Origin of the sequence: Phenylobacterium sp., from assembly GCF_035276905.1 — a bacterium.
Classification (GTDB): domain Bacteria; phylum Pseudomonadota; class Alphaproteobacteria; order Caulobacterales; family Caulobacteraceae; genus Phenylobacterium.
The window spans coordinates 1-14,301 of the sequence record NZ_DATELG010000022.1 but is presented as its reverse complement, the minus strand read 5'-3'; the positions used below and the strand labels follow the sequence as shown (position 1 = coordinate 14,301).

15 protein-coding genes are annotated in these 14,301 nt (G+C 68.5%); 5 read left to right on the top strand and 10 right to left on the bottom strand.

Annotation, left to right across the window (positions count from 1 at the left end):
* Positions 1-177: PLP-dependent transferase (locus VJS38_RS00785; RefSeq protein ID WP_324086252.1), on the bottom strand; the 177-nt coding region annotated here is incomplete at its 3' end.
* 438 nt (positions 178-615) lie between these two features.
* Between VJS38_RS00785 and VJS38_RS00780 the strand changes: the two genes are divergently transcribed.
* Positions 616-1,743, top strand: coding sequence for an acyltransferase (locus tag VJS38_RS00780; protein ID WP_324086251.1), 1,128 nt, complete (start codon positions 616-618; stop codon positions 1,741-1,743).
* A gap of 28 nt (positions 1,744-1,771) precedes the next feature.
* Here the strand turns inward: VJS38_RS00780 and VJS38_RS00775 are convergent, their stop codons facing one another.
* The gene (locus tag VJS38_RS00775; RefSeq protein WP_324086250.1) at positions 1,772-2,356 is read right to left on the bottom strand and encodes a hypothetical protein; all 585 of its coding nucleotides are present in this window, start codon (positions 2,354-2,356) and stop codon (positions 1,772-1,774) included.
* A gap of 183 nt (positions 2,357-2,539) precedes the next feature.
* Between VJS38_RS00775 and VJS38_RS00770 the strand changes: the two genes are divergently transcribed.
* Entirely contained in the window at positions 2,540-2,836 is a 297-nt protein-coding gene (locus tag VJS38_RS00770; RefSeq protein WP_324086249.1) for a hypothetical protein, read from the top strand.
* A 33-nt stretch (positions 2,837-2,869) separates the two neighbouring features.
* On the opposite strand, the gene VJS38_RS00765 is transcribed toward VJS38_RS00770, so the two are convergent.
* The 5 genes from VJS38_RS00765 to VJS38_RS00745 all read right to left on the bottom strand — a co-directional run bounded on the left by VJS38_RS00765 (position 2,870) and on the right by VJS38_RS00745 (position 9,977).
* Positions 2,870-4,426 carry a SpoVR family protein gene (locus VJS38_RS00765; RefSeq protein ID WP_324086248.1) on the bottom strand — a complete coding sequence of 519 codons (1,557 nt, stop codon included), beginning with the start codon at positions 4,424-4,426 and terminating at the stop codon, positions 2,870-2,872.
* A complete protein-coding gene (locus VJS38_RS00760) occupies positions 4,423-5,694 on the bottom strand; it encodes a YeaH/YhbH family protein (RefSeq protein ID WP_324086247.1) in 1,272 nt (423 codons plus the stop codon). The genes VJS38_RS00765 and VJS38_RS00760 overlap by 4 nt, the downstream gene beginning before the upstream one ends.
* A 19-nt stretch (positions 5,695-5,713) precedes the next feature.
* Complete coding sequence (locus tag VJS38_RS00755; protein ID WP_324086246.1) at positions 5,714-7,654, bottom strand: PrkA family serine protein kinase; 1,941 nt, start codon at positions 7,652-7,654, stop codon at positions 5,714-5,716.
* A 264-nt stretch (positions 7,655-7,918) separates the two neighbouring features.
* A complete protein-coding gene (locus VJS38_RS00750) occupies positions 7,919-9,478 on the bottom strand; it encodes an ATP-binding protein (protein WP_324086245.1) in 1,560 nt (519 codons plus the stop codon).
* Between the two features lie 190 nt (positions 9,479-9,668).
* Positions 9,669-9,977, bottom strand: coding sequence for a hypothetical protein (locus tag VJS38_RS00745; protein ID WP_324086244.1), 309 nt, complete (start codon positions 9,975-9,977; stop codon positions 9,669-9,671).
* 208 nt (positions 9,978-10,185) lie between these two features.
* Between VJS38_RS00745 and VJS38_RS00740 the strand changes: the two genes are divergently transcribed.
* From VJS38_RS00740 to VJS38_RS00730, 3 genes are all read left to right on the top strand, one after another.
* Positions 10,186-10,383 (top strand): hypothetical protein, encoded by a 198-nt coding sequence (locus VJS38_RS00740; RefSeq protein ID WP_324086243.1) that lies wholly within the window; start codon positions 10,186-10,188, stop codon positions 10,381-10,383.
* 98 nt (positions 10,384-10,481) lie between these two features.
* Positions 10,482-11,075, top strand: a complete 594-nt coding sequence (gene lptC / locus VJS38_RS00735; RefSeq protein WP_324086242.1) for an LPS export ABC transporter periplasmic protein LptC — start codon at positions 10,482-10,484, stop codon at positions 11,073-11,075.
* Between the two features lie 16 nt (positions 11,076-11,091).
* The gene (locus VJS38_RS00730; RefSeq protein WP_324086241.1) at positions 11,092-11,844 is read left to right on the top strand and encodes an NTP transferase domain-containing protein; all 753 of its coding nucleotides are present in this window, start codon (positions 11,092-11,094) and stop codon (positions 11,842-11,844) included.
* Between the two features lie 187 nt (positions 11,845-12,031).
* Here VJS38_RS00730 and VJS38_RS00725 read toward each other — a convergent pair whose 3' ends face one another.
* From VJS38_RS00725 to VJS38_RS00715, 3 genes are all read right to left on the bottom strand, one after another.
* Positions 12,032-12,796, bottom strand: coding sequence for a nucleotidyltransferase family protein (locus VJS38_RS00725; protein WP_324086240.1), 765 nt, complete (start codon positions 12,794-12,796; stop codon positions 12,032-12,034).
* Positions 12,793-13,953: a dATP pyrophosphohydrolase gene (locus VJS38_RS00720; protein ID WP_324086239.1), complete on the bottom strand. Its 1,161-nt coding sequence runs from the start codon at positions 13,951-13,953 to the stop codon at positions 12,793-12,795. Before VJS38_RS00720 ends, VJS38_RS00725 begins: the two co-directional genes overlap by 4 nt.
* Positions 13,953-14,301 (bottom strand): LptF/LptG family permease (locus tag VJS38_RS00715; RefSeq protein WP_324086238.1); only part of this gene is annotated, 349 nt, incomplete at its 5' end. The genes VJS38_RS00715 and VJS38_RS00720, both read right to left, overlap by 1 nt.

The window sequence follows — 14,301 nt, the reverse complement described above, 5'->3', positions numbered from 1 at the left end:
CGTCGGGTTGGCGATGCGGGTGTAGCGATAGCCCTCGGCCTCGAGATCGAACAGCGCCGCCCCGTGCGCGGCGCTGTCGAAGGCGTAGGAGGCGGTCTGATAGATCGGCACCGCCACCGCCCGGGTGGTCGGATCCGCCTCAAACCCGCCGTGGATCGCGATCGTCTCCGGCCGCATGCGCTATCCTCCGGTGCGAGCGGCGGGCGGCGGTGGCTGTGCGCGCCAGGGCGGACGACCACCCACCCCCGCGGCGGGAAGGGAAGTGTCGAGAAGCCTAAGCGCCGACGCCGCCGCTGACGTTACCAAAGGAGGGGATGGATAAACGTCCGGGCGCCAATCCCACGCCCCGCGGTTTTTTTGCGCCCTCGCCGGCGCGATCTGGATGCGCGCAGCCGGCTGCCCTCGTCGCAGCACGGCCTGCGCATCAATTGAAATTCGGCCGCTCGAGGCCCCAAGCTACAGTCTCGCAGGCGGCCGAGACCGGAGCCGCGCACGAGACGGAGCTCGCCATGCGGCTCACAGGCGCATACGCGCGGGCCGGCCAACAGCAAGGCGAGCCGGGTGCGTCACGCTCGAACGCGCAGTACTGCCTGCGCCGGCGCGGAGGCGGCCTAGATGCTTAAGCTCAGGCCGCTTCGCGCTGAATCCGACGAGATGCCCCACATGGATTTCATGCGGTTTTTCGGGGCGATCAGCATCGTCTACTTCCACTATCGCGGAGAACTGACGCTGCCGGCGCCGTTGACCGCATTCAATGACAACCTCGAGGGCTTCCGGCTCTTGATGGAAATGTTCTTCGCCATCTCCGGCCTGGCGATGGCCCGATTTTACGGCGAGATAGCGACACTGCATCAGTACGGGGGATTTCTTAAGAAGCGCATCGCGCGGCTCGGCCCCCTGCATTGGCTGACGGCGGTTCTTTTCATGGCGATGGGCCTGCTGGTGGCGCAAGACGTCCTCCACACCAATCACCCCGAAAACTATGACTTCCGGTACGCGCTCCCCAACCTATTGCTGTTGCATGCCTGGATCTCCCCGCACCTGTCGTTCAACGACGTGAGCTGGTCCATCAGCGCGGAATGGGCGCTCTACCTGATCCTGCCCCTCTTGCTGGTGATCATGCGCCGCGGCTGGGCGTTCCCGCTCGCGCTGCTGCTCTACGGCGTTCTGTGGGTCCTTCCGGGGGATCCCTGGTACATGTGGACGTCGAACCTGTCTCCGCTGCGCGCCCTTCCCTCGTTCCTCTTCGGGATGGCTGCGTTCAACGCACGCCTGACGCTCGCGCACCTGCCGGGCGCCTCGTGGATTTGCGGGGCCTGCCTCGCAGCTTTCGTGATCGGCGCGGGCCTCGCGGCGCCGTTCCCGGTTCTGCTGGCCATTATCCTGGTCGCCTTCACCGCCGGGGTGGCTGCGGATTATTCGGGCCAGGGCAAACGCTTCATGATGAAGCTCGCCCCGCTCGGCTCGCTCACCTACTCCCTCTACATGGTTCATCCTCTGTACGAGGTCGTCTTCATCATCTTCGTCGGCCAACGACTTCTGCATCTCGGAAGCGCGGCTATGAATGCCTGGGTCGTTCTCGCGATTGTTCTGGCCCTCGTTACGTCGTGGTTGTCACTGAACCTTTTTGAAATGCCGGCGCGGCGGTGGATCAGCGGCCTGCGGCTCGGAGCACGGCGCGGCGATGCGCGCGCGGCTCCAGCGAGACGGCTGATCGGCGCGGCTCGCCAGGCGAAGGAATAGGCGGACGGCTACGCTGGCGCGGCTTCCCTCAGCGGCCATCAATTTTCGGGCTGCGCCTGTAGGCGTCGAGGCGCATGAGCCTCGGACTGATCCAGGCCAGAGCGCGCAGCGCCGGCCCCAGGAGCGCGAACGCCGCGAAGGGCAGATACTCGATTTGCCGCACAATGGAATTCAGCGGCTGGGGACGAACGAAATCGACCGCGAAGTCGAAGGCGAGATAATTCATCGCCACATTCCTCAGGACCCACCCGCCGGTCGCGCCGAGCGCCACGCCCGCGGCGTTGTTCGAGGCGATGGCCAGAAGCGCAGCCCAGACCGCGCCGGGGCCGAAGATGACGAACACCCGCAAGGCCGGGGGCGAGCCGATGGCGCAAAGGGCCACGACCAATCCAAGATGGACCGCCAGAACTGCGGCGAAGGCCAAGCCGAGGTCTCGTGCGCGCTGCTTCAGCGGCATGAACCGAGGGCCGAACAGGACGACCAGCGTTCCCGCCACATAGCACGGCCAGAACAGCAGGAAGGCGAGGCGCGCGGTCAGCCGCAGTGCGAACTGGATGCCGGCGCGTCCGGCGCCTTCTGCGCCGAGCGCAACCGCCGCGACAAGGATGGCCAACGCGAACGCCCAGCCAACGCAGGCGGCCGTGCCAGGGCCAAAGTTCTGGCGCAGGTGCGCGGCTCTTGGGGGCGACTTCACAGTCACGGGCTTGCTCGCCGGGATAGACCCGTCTCCGAGGCGGAAAGGGATCACACTGCGAGGCCCGCGTCCCTAACCTGGATAAAAGCGTCCCAGCCGCGCTTGTTCCTGCACCAGCCTGCCTACATGCTGGCCACCAGACCCGGGGCGGCCGCCGCGGGCCGCAGGAAGGGTTGCGTGATGAATCGAGAGAAGACCGAGAAGTTGGGGTCCATTTTCCTTGCCGTCTTCTCGGGAGGCCTCGCCGCGCAGCTGGCCGCGGACGGCATGGCGCCGGGTCAGTGGCTGGGCGCCGCCGCCGCCGTGCTCGGTTCGCTCGCCATGGCGGCGGCCGTGCGCCTGTGGCCGCAGCCCCAGGCCGCCGAGGCCCCCGCCCGGCGGCGGTCGCGCGAACCCTGATCCGATCCTTCGACGCGCCGACGCCGCGGCGCCTCACACCCACTCGAAGTGCGAGGTCTCCCGCGGCTTGGCCGTGTGCTCGCGCAGGACGTTGAGGTCCGCGTCGACCTCGCGCATCACCACATCGTAGCTCCACAGGTCGGCGAGGTGCTGCAGCACCCGGCCCGTGTCGCCCTCGTCGAGCATCGCCCCGCCCAGCGCATAGTGGTGCAGGATCAGCTTGCGGTCGCCGGCGAGGTCGACGTCGACCACCTCCACGTTCGGCTCGCGCGCGCCGACGTCGTACTGGCGGGCGAGCTCGCGGCGGATGCCGCGGAAGCCGCGCTCGTTGTGGATCGCCTCGACCCGGATCCCCTCCTTCACCTCGACGTCGTCGCGCAGATGGAAGAGCCGCATCTCACGCATCAGGCGCGGGCTCAGGAACTGGCTGATGAAGCTGTCGTCGCGGTAGTTGGCCCAGATGTCGCGCAACACCGCCATCGCGTCGCCGGTCCCGGCGATGTCGGGGAACCAGGCCCGGTCCTCGTCGTCCGGATCGGTCACGATGCGCTCGATGTCCTGCATCATCGAGAAGCCGAGCGCATAGGGGTTGAAGCCGCTGAACCGTGGGTCGTCATAGCCCGGCTGGGCCACGACGTTGGTGTGCGACTGCAGGAACTCCAGGTAGTTGCCGTCGGTGATCATCCCCTTCTCGTGCAGGCGCTTCATCACCCGGTAGTGGACGTAGGTGGCGGTCCCCTCGTTCATCACCTTGGTCTGACCCTGGGGATAGAAGTACTGCGCCACCTGGCGGACGATGCGCAGCACCTCGCGCTGCCAGGGCGCGAGCCGGGGCGCCGCCTTCTCCAGGAAGTAGAGCAGGTTCTCCTGCGGCAGGCCGAGCAGGGCGCGGCGGCGTTCGGTATGGTCGGGCGTCACCAGGTGCGCGGCCTCCGGCAAGGTCCGCCACAGGTCGTTGAACATCCGCTCCTGGTGCGCGCGACGGCTCTTCTGCCGCTCCTCCTCGTGGCGCAGGTCAGGGCCCCGCGCGCCCTGGTAGCGGTGCACCCCCTGCCCCATCAGCGCATGGGCGCTGTCCAGCACCCGGGCGACGGCCTCCTGGCCATAGCGGTCCTCGCAACGGGCGATGTAGCGCTTGGCGAAGTCGAGGTAGTCCAGGATGGTGTCGGCCTGGGTCCAGGTCTTGAACAGATAGTTGTTCTTGAAGAAGTGGTTATGGCCGAAGGCTGCGTGGGCGATGACCAGCGTCTGCATGGTCGCCGTATTGCCCTCCATCAGGTAGGAGACGCACGGCGAGGAGTTGATGACGATCTCGTAGGCCAGCCCCGCCCAGCCCTTGCGGTAGAGGGTCTCGTGATAGGCGTAGTGCTTGCCGAAGCTCCAGTGCTTGTAGAACAGCGGCATGCCCATCGAGGCGTAGGCGTCGAGCATCTGCTCGGCGGTGATCACCTCGATTTGGTTCGGATAGACGTCCAGGCCGAGCTCGCCGACGGCGATCTCCTGGCAGGCGTCATGGATCCGCTGCAGGGTCGCAAAGTCCCAGTCCGCCCCGTCGAAGAGGAGGTTGCAGGTCTTGACGGCGGCGGTCATGGGCTCACCCGCTTGGCGTCGCGCTTCTTGAACAGGTCGCGGAACACCGGGAAGATCTCGCTGCGGTCCTCGACGCGGCGCATCGACAGCGGCGCGCCTTCCGATTGCAGCCGCTCATAGAGCGTCCACAGCGGCGAGTCCGGCATCGGCTGGCGCAGGTGCGAGGTCGCGCCGACCTCCAGGTAGGCGAAGTACTGGCAGACCGGCAGCACCTCCTCGGTCAAGAGCTGGGCCGTCATCACCCCGTCGCCGTGGGCGTTGTCGCCGTCCGAGGCCTGGGCGGCGTAGATGTTCCATTCCGCCGGCGAATAGCGCTCGGCGACGATCCGCGACATCGCGGCGAGCGCGCTGGAGACCAGGGTGCCGCCCGAGGCGGGGCTGCGGAAGAAGGTCTCCTCGTCCACCTCCTCGGCCTTGTCGGTGTGGCGGACGAAGACCACCTCGACCTGCTTGTAGCGCCGGCCGAGGAAGACGTAGAGCAGGAGGTAGAACCGCTTGGCCAGGTCCTTCATGTGCTCGGTCATCGAGCCCGAGACGTCCATCAGGCAGAACATGACGGCGCGGGCGACCGGCCGCGGCTCGACCTCGAAGCGCCGGTAGCGGACGTCGATCGGGTCGATGTAGGGGATGCGGCGCATCCGGTTCCGCATCGCCTCGATCTCGGCCTTGAGCGCCGTGCGGCGGTCCTCGTCCTCGCAGTCGGCGAGCTCGGCCTCCAGCTCGGCCAGGGTCCGCGGGCTCGGCCGGCGCAGGGCCGTGCGGCGGACCAGCGCCAGCTGCATGGTGCGGGTGATCGACAGGCTCGTGGGCGAACCCACCGTCTGGTAGCCGGCGCGCCGCAGGCCCTCGCGCTCGGTGCTGGCCAGCCTGCGCTTGGCCATGTCCGGCAGCTCGAGGTCGTCGAGGAACATCTCGAGGAACTCTTCCCGCGTCAGCATGAAGCGGAAGTCGTCCTCGCTGTCGCCCTCGCCCGCCCCGCCGCGGCCCGCGCCCCCGCTCGGCCGCGGAAGGATGTCGCCTTCGTTGAAGGTCTGGTTGCCCGGCAGGATCTGGTCGCGGACGTTCCCCGGCGTGGTGCGCAGCCTGGGCTCGCGCACCCCGTCGGAGGGGATGCTCACCTCCCCTCCGTCCAGCGCCTTGCCGAGGTCGCGGCCGCTGGAGGCGTTGCGCACCGCCTCCTGCACCTGCTCCTTGGCCCGTCTCAAGAAACGCTGGCGGTTCTCGAGACTCTTGCTGTTCGGGTTGAGCCGTCGATCGACGATGTGCATGGAGACTCCAGACGCCGGCTCAGCCGGCCTGCTTCACCCGCATGTACCAGTCGACCAGGCGGCGCACCTGGCGCTCGGTGTAGCCGCGCGCCTTCATGCGCTCGACGAACTCGGTGTGCTTCTTGTCCGTCTCGCCGTCCTTCTTGGAGCCGAACGAGATGACCGGCAGCAGGTCCTCCACCTGGCTGAACATCCGCTTTTCGATCACCTCGCGGATCTTCTCGTAGCTGGTCCACGAGGGGTTCTGCCCGCCGCCCTTGGCGCGCGAGCGCAGGGCGAACTTGACGATCTCGTTGCGGAAGTCCTTCGGGTTGGCGATCCCCGCCGGCTTCTCGATCTTCGAAAGCTCCTGGTTGAGCAGCTCGCGGTTCAGGAGCTGACCGGTGTCGGGGTCCTTGAAGTCCTGGTCCTCGATCCAGGCGTCGGCGTAGTCGACGTAGCGGTCGAACAGGTTCTGCCCGTAGTCGGCGTAGGATTCCAGGTAGGCCTTCTGGATCTCGTGGCCGATGAACTCGGCGTAGCGCGAGGCGAGCTCGGCCTTGATGAACTCCAGGTAGCGCTTCTCGGTCTCCTCGCCCAGCTGTTCGCGCCGGACGCTCTGCTCGAGCACGTACATCAGATGCACCGGGTCGGCGGCGATCTCGCTGGTGTCGTGGTTGAAGGTCGAGGCCAGCACCTTGAAGGCGAAGCGGGTCGAGACCCCGTCCATGCCCTCGTCGACGCCGGCCGCGTCGCGGTACTCCTGCACGCTGCGGGCGTTCGGGTCGGTGTCCTTCAGGTTCTCGCCGTCATAAACCCGAAGCTTGGCGTAATAGGTCGAGTTGTCGTGCTTGCGCAGCCGCGTGAGCACCGAGAACCGCGCCAGCATCTCCAGCGTGGCCGGCGCGCAGGGCGCGCTCGCCAGCTCCGAGCCGGTGATCAGCTTCTCGTAGATCTTCTGCTCCTCGGCCACCCGCAGGCAGTAGGGAACCTTGATCACGCAGATCCGGTCGATGAAGGCCTCGTTGTTCTTGTTGCTGCGGAAGCTCTGCCACTCGGCCTCGTTGGAGTGGGCCAGCACCACGCCGTGGAACGGGATGGCGCCGATGTTCTCCGTGCCGATGTAGTTGCCCTCCTGCGTGGCGGTCAGCAGGGGGTGCAGCATCTTGATCGGCGCCTTGAACATCTCGACGAACTCGAGAAGGCCCTGGTTGGCGCGGTTCAGGCCGCCCGAGTAGCTGTAGGCGTCGGGGTCGTTCTGCGAAAAATACTCCAGCTTGCGGATGTCGACCTTGCCGACCAGGGACGAGATGTCCTGGTTGTTTTCGTCGCCCGGCTCGGTCTTGGAGATGGCGATCTGGCGCAGCCGCGACGGCGCCAGCCGCACCACCGTGAACCGGGAGATGTCGCCGTCGAACTCGTGCAGCCGCTTCAGGCACCACGGGCTCATGATCCGCGTCAGGCGGCGCGCCGGAATGCCGTAGCGCTCCTCGATCATGTCCCCGTGCAGATCGGGGTCGAACAGCGACAGCGGGCTTTCGAACACCGGGCTCAGCTCGTCGCCGGCCTTCAGCACATAGATCGGGTTGACCTCCATCAGCGCCTTGAGGCGCTCGGCGAGCGACGACTTGCCGCCGCCCACCGGCCCCAGCAGGTAGAGGATCTGCTTGCGCTCCTCCAACCCCTGGGCGGCGTGACGGAAGAAGGAGACGATCTGCTCGATGGTCTCTTCCATCCCGTAGAATCCGGCGAAGGCGGGATAGAGCCGGATCGTTCGATTCATAAAAATACGGCCAAGGCGCGCGTCCCTGGCCGTGTCCACCATCTCAGGCTCGCCGATCGCCGCCAGGAGCCTCTCGGCGGCGTTTGCATAGAGCAGCGGGTCTTTCGAGCAGGCCTCCAGGTAGTCTTTCAGCGGCATCTCCGCGGTGCGCTGCGCCTCAAAAGCGCTGGCGAAGACGCTGAACAGCTTCTCCGACATGACTGGCTTCGTCCTCTACGTGTCCCAGAAACACATGTTGATCCCTTCCATGGTGGAACGCGCTGCGACCAAAAGCGGCGAAGCTGAAAATCACCTTTGGCGGACAAAAACGCGTAATTCGCGGCTGTGCAGGCCGATTCGTGTGTCACTTTTCATCACAAACCAGCGATCAGCCCGACTGACGAGCTTAGCCCTTGCGGAAAGCGATTCGGCCTCGGCACGGCTAGGCCGGCGAAAGTCAGGGATCGGAGCCTTCGGCGGGCCTCAGACCAGGCGCTCGATCGCCCGCTTGAGCGTGGCGATGTCAAACGGCTTCTGCAGAATCGGCAGGTCCGGCGAGGCGGTCACCAGGGTGTCGGCGCTCCAGCCGGAGACCAGCAGCACCTTGATCCCCGGCCGCTGGCTGCGCGCCCAGTGGGCGAGTTCGACCCCGTTCATGCCGCCGGGCATGATCACGTCGCTGATCAGCAGGTCGAAGTCGTCGCTCACCAGGACGCGCCGCGCATCCGGACCATTGGCCGCGCTGATCACCTCCAGGCCCAGCTCGCCCAGCATCGCCGCGGACACGCCTGCGACGCCTTCGTCGTCCTCGACCAGCAGCACGCTGCGGATCGCCAGCGGCTCGCCCACGTCGGTGTCGCGTCCGGGCCGTGCGCGCACCGCGGGCGCGCACGGCAGGATCAGCTTGAAGGTCGAGCCCTTGCCGGGGACGCTGGCCACGTCCACGCCGCCGCCGGTCTGCCGGGCGAAGCCGTAGACCTGGCTCAGGCCCAGCCCCGTGCCGTGGCCGGCGCCCTTGGTGGTGAAGAAGGGGTCGAAGACGCGCGGCAGCACCTCCGGCTCGATGCCCTCGCCGGTGTCGGACACGGCGACGACGATCGCGGGCCCTGCGATCTCGGCCTGGCGGGCTTCCTCCCGGGCGGCCTGCCGGACGTCGACGTCGAGGCGTCCGCCGCTGGGCATCGCGTCGCGGGCGTTGAGGCAGAGGTTGAGCACGGCCGCCTCGAACTGGGCGCTTTCCATGCGGACCGAGTGGGCCTCGGCCGAGACGTGCACGTGCATGTCGACGGCCTCGCCGACCGCCTTGCGCAACAGCGGCTCCAGGCCGCGCAGCGCGGCCCCGACGTCGACGTCCTGGGCCGCGAGCGGCCTGCGCCGGGCGAAGGCCAGCAGCTGCTTGTTGAGCGCCTCGGCCTTCTGCGCCGCTTCGAGCGCCGCCTCGATCAGGGCGCCGCGGTTGGATTTCTCCGGCCGTCGCACGACCATGTCGAGCGCGCCGATGACCACCGTCAGAAAGTTGTTGAAATCGTGGGCGATTCCGCCGGTGAGCAGGCCCAGCGCCTCCATCCTTTCCGAGCGGTGGGCCCGCTCCTCGGCCATGCGGATGGCGGTGAGGTCGCGCGCCTCGATGACGATGAACCGCACATCGCCGCCGACCTGGGCTCGCACCGGACGGATCATGATGTCGTAGGCCGCCCAGCCGCCCTCAGGCGTGGCGTAGCGCGCCTCGTACTGCAGGGTCTGCCCCGGATGCTCCTCGATGACCGCCTTCAGCCTGGCGGCCTCCTCCTGCTGGTTCGCATACCAGGAGCATTCCCAGATATTGCGCCCGACGCAGTCCTCGATCCGCGCGCCGGTGGTCTCCAGGAGCTTGCGGTTGACGTCCAGCACCACGCCCTCGACCGTGCAGAGCGCAATCAGCGTTTGGGCGGCGTTGAAAACGGCGTCGTAGCGCGCCTCGCACTGGTTCAGGTTGCGGGCGTTCTCCGCGAGCTGCCGTCTCAGCCCGTCGATCTCGGCGGCGAGCAGATTTCGATCAGGCATCACGTCTCCGACATCGCCGCCGCTCGTCAAAGCGCCTAGACCATTCGCCGCCGAAGTGGAGGCCGGTTCGGCGCAGCGAATGGTCTAACTTCAAGAACTTATGAGCGTTCGGCGGTTCATTCGAACCGCCGAACGCTCTAGCCTCGCGCAGCCCGCCTCGCCCCGCGACCGCTTTTGACAGCCCGACAGATCAGTCGCGGTCTGGCCTCGATGGCGCCTTCACGAGGGCGCGCACCGCCGACAGCGCCTCGATCTCATCGACGGCGGCCTCGGCCTGGCGCCTCACCAGCTCCGGATCGGGCGCGACCCCGCGTCCCGACGAGGCCTTCAGCGCCGCGATCGCGGCGTCGTGCCTAGCCTTCGCCTCCCGATAGGCCCGATAGACCGCCTCGGCGTCCGGCGACGCCGTCTCCGCATTGGCCTCGGAGTCGGACTGCGCCGCGGCTCGCCGCCGGGTCCAGCCGGACCGCGCGGCGCGGCTGCGATTCTCGTTCGACACACGTCCCCCAAATCTGTTCCAGCGGAGTACGGGACGACCCTGTCGCGGCCGCCTGCCTATGTCTGTCATGGAGCGGACAGTCCTGGCGCGCTTTGATCCATCTCAGGATCGCCTTTGAAACCGCCGATCACCGGGGATTTACCGCCAACCCGATTGACACCGGAGGCCAGGAGCGATGCCGTTCTTTTTGAACGGGGGGAGAACGAAGATGCGCTACGAGCTTCTGTTCCTGGACCGCTCACACCGTGTCGCCGAGCGGTTTCCCTTTGTCGCGCCCGACGACGTCGAGGCCAAGGGCGCGGCCGAGGACCTGACCAACACCGTCGAGCGCGAGCTCTGGTGCGGCGGCCGCATCGTCAAGCGCTGGCCCCAGCCGCTCGGCGAGCGCAAGACCGACACCGACTGACATCTCGCGTCGCGCGTCGGCTGCGTCGCCGTGCGCCCCAAGCCTGGCTGCAATGGCGGATGACAGCCCGGGCCCTGCCGGAGTAGCAAGGCCCTTCGATGTCCGCCTCCGAGGTTCCCGTCGCCCGCCGTCCGAGGTCGCCGCTGATCGCGACTCTGCGCGTCGTTCTGCCCGGCGTGGCGATCGCGACCCTGCTGGCGGTCGTCGTCGCGGCGGTGCTGAGCGCCTGGCGCGGCGCGGAGAACAGGGCGCAGGCGGCCCGGCCGATCGAGCTGATCGGCCCGCGCCTGACGGGCGAGGACGGCAAGGGCCGGCCCTTCGTCATCACCTCCGCCACCGCCGAGCGCGAGCTGGGGGCCGCCGACCGTATCAAGCTGCACGAGCCGGTGCTGGTGCGCGATCCGGGGGCAAGCGACCAGACGAAGGTGACCGCCGACAGCGGGATCTACGACGAGACCGCCGGGCGGCTCGAGCTCGCCGGCGACGTAAGGTTCACCAGCCCCGACGGCACGTCGACCACCCAGGCGGCGACCTACGACGCCAGGACCGGCGAGGTCCTGGGCACGGCCGCGGTGCGGGCGGCCGGAGCGTCCGGCCAGCAGCTGCAGGCCGGCTCCTTCGCCGTCAAGGACAAGGGCGACTCGGTCGTCTACAAGGGCGGCGTCCACACGCGCCTCAACCCCAAGAAATAGCGGCAGGAGCCTTGCGTTGGATTCACCCGAACGAGCGATCATCCTCAGCGCCGGCCAGGGACGGCGGCTGTCGCCGCTCACCGACCGCCGCCCAAAGTGCCTGATCGACCTCGCCGGGCGCACCATGCTGGCCTGGCAGCTGCGCCGGCTGGAGGCCGCCGGCGTGAAGGAGACGGTGGTGGTCACCGGCTTCGGCGCCAACCTGGTCGACGCCGAGATTGCCCATCTGCCGCCGGGGCCGATGAAGGTGCGCACCCTCTTCAATCCGTTCTACGCGCTCGCCGACAACCTCGCCTCCTGCTGGCTGGCCAGGCGCGAGTTCGACCGGCCGGTGCTGCTTCTGAACGGCGACACCCTCTTCGAGACCGCCGTCGCCGAGCGGCTGATCGGCGCGCCGGCCGCCGAGATCACGCTGGCGATCGACCGCAAGGAGACCTACGACTCCGACGACATGAAGGTGCAGACCGACGGGCGGCGCCTCTGCGCGATCGGCAAGTCGATCGAGACCTATGACGCGGAGTCGATCGGCTTCCTGCGCTTCTCCACCGCCGGCGCCGAGCGCTTCTCCCACGCCGTCGAGGAGGCCATGCGCCGCGCCGAAGGCCTGAAGCGCTGGTACCTGAGCGTCATCGACCACCTGGCGCAGACCACCGACGCGGTCGCCGTGCAGTCGATCCAGGGGCTGGAGTGGGGCGAGACCGACTTCCCCGAGGATGTCGCCGCCAACGTCGCGCTGGCGGCAGGCTGGATGGCGAAGGAGGCCGGCTAGGGTCTCGATCTACGACGCCATGATCGTCGCCGCAGCGCAAACGTCCGAATGCAACGTGCTCTGGTCGGAAGACATGCAGCACGGGCTGCGCCTTGAGAACGGCTTGGAGATACGGAACCCGTTTCGAGGTTGAGCGCATCCGCCTGGGTTTGCGCGCCGCTCCGAACCTGCGGGACCAGCCGTTCCTTCAGGGGATTCGGCCCTCGCCGCCGACCATCGCCCGCACCAGCTCCAGATCCGCCGGCTTGTCGACATCGACGGCGGCGAGGCCGAAGCGGCTGGGAACGGCGGCGACCTCGGCCCCGCACAGGGCGCCCAGCCGCCGCAGCGCCTCGGCGAGCGCCAGCCGCCCCGTCAGGTAGCGGATCAGGGTCAGCGGCCCGAGCCTGCGGATGATCCGCCAGGGCCGCTTGCGGTCGGCCTCGATCTGGCGCCAGAGCCGGATCGCGCCAAGGCCCCGCTCGCTGCGCACCAGGAAGAGGTTGCAGCCGGACCATGCGCCGTCGGCGAACTTCAGATAGGTGCGCCGGGTCCCGGGCGCGGCGGCCTCGACCACTTCGCGGCGGGCGAGCAGCACCGAGACGTCGGCCGCGTCCGGCGCCGCGTCGAGGAGCTGGGCGATCCACTCGGCCTGCAGCAGGGCATGGTCGCAGGTGGTCAGCAGCACCGGCGTCCCCAGGGCCTCGATCCCGCGCAAGGCGCTGAGGCTGGGCCCGGCCTCGGCCGGCAGGACCTCGCAGCCCAGCTGCGCCGCCAGCGCTGTCACCTGCGGATCGGAGGCGGAGACCGCGATCCGGCGCAACCCGGCTTCTTGCAGCGCGCCCACCACCCGCGCCAGCAGGGGCTCGCCGGCCAGCGTGATCAGCGCCTTGTGGGAGACCCCCGCATAGGCCGCCACCGGATCGGTCTGCGGGCGTGCGCCGGCCAGCACCAGCGCCCGCTCCGGCCTCATGCCGCCAAACTCTTCTCGTAAATCCGGTAGGTCTTGTAGACGCGCGAGCCGATCGCCTCGCCGATCCGCCGCATCGGCATGTTGTCCTCCAGGATCCAGGACAGCTCGACTTCGCGATAGCCGAGCTTGCGCGCCTCCAGGCCGCCGGCGGTGATCAGCAGGAACGGCAGCAGCTGTCCGCGGCGGGTCCCGGCGAATTTCCGGCGCACGCCCATCAGCGGCACGCGCAGGCTTTTCACCCGGGCCACCTTCAGCCGCCAGAGCAGCTTGGCCCAGCCGAACGGCAAAAGCTTGCCCTTCAGGTCGCGAATCGCCTCGTTGACGTTCGGCAGGTAGACGATGAAGCCGGCGGCCTCGCCGTCGATCTCGGCGAACCACGTCAGCCGCGGATCCACCACCATCTTCAGCGACTTGGCGAGCTGGGCGGTCTCGGCCTCGGTGGTCGGCGTGAAGCCCCAGTTCTCCGACCAGGCGTCGTTGAGGATCTCGGTCAGAACGCCGACCTCCTCGTCGTAGCGCTTCATGTCGAGCATGCGCAGCCTCACGCCCTCGGGCGCGCCGCGCTCGACCAGCTTGCGCACGCGGGGCGGCAGGTCGTCGCTCGTCAGGTTCTTGTAGGCGTAGACGTCCTTGATCTTGCCGTAGCCCAGCGCCTCGACCCGCGCGGCGACGTAGGGCGGATCGTGACCCATCATCACCATCGGCGGGGTGTCGAAGCCGTCGACCAGCAGACCCACCTCTTCGTTGACCGAAAGGTTGAACGGCCCCTGCGCCCGCAGGCAGCCGCGGGCCGCCAGCCAGGCCTCGGCCGCCGCGAACAGGGCCGCGAAGACCGCTGGGTCGTCCTCGGCCGCGATCAGGCCGAAGTGACCGGCCTTGGGCCCGCCGTCGGAGGGCGCCAGCTGATCGATCTGGGCGCTGATCCGGCCGACGTCGCGGCCGCCGCGCTCCGCCAGGAACAGCTGCACCTCGGCGTGGGCGAAGAAGGGGTTGGTCTTCGGCGACAGCGCCTCGCCGCGCTCCATCATCAGTGGCGCGATGTAGTTGGGGTCGCGGGCGTTCAGCCGCATCGGCACGCGGATGAAGCGCGAGAGCTCGGCGGCCGAGGCCACCGGCACGATCCTGACCTCGCCGCCGTGCGGCGTCCCCCCGTGCATCATCCCTCCTTGTAGAGCAGCACGCTGGCGCCGAGCGCCGCGAAGATGGTGGCCGCGCCCCAGGCGCCCAGGGGGCTCGGAATGGTCCCGCCCTCCGCCAGCGCGGCGAAGACGCCGTCGGTCACCATGAAGATCAGGCCCGCGCCCAGGCAGGCCACCACGGTGGAGGCCCCGCCGCTGCGGAAGTTCACCAGCAGCACCGGTCCGGCCAGCAGCAGCATGATGAAGGCCGAGAGCGGCGCCGCCCAGCCGCGCTGGATCGCCGTGCGATAGAAGGCCGGCGGCCGGGCGGAGACGCCGCCGGCGAGCGCGCGGCGGGCGGACCCCGGCGCCAGCGAGGCGTCGCCG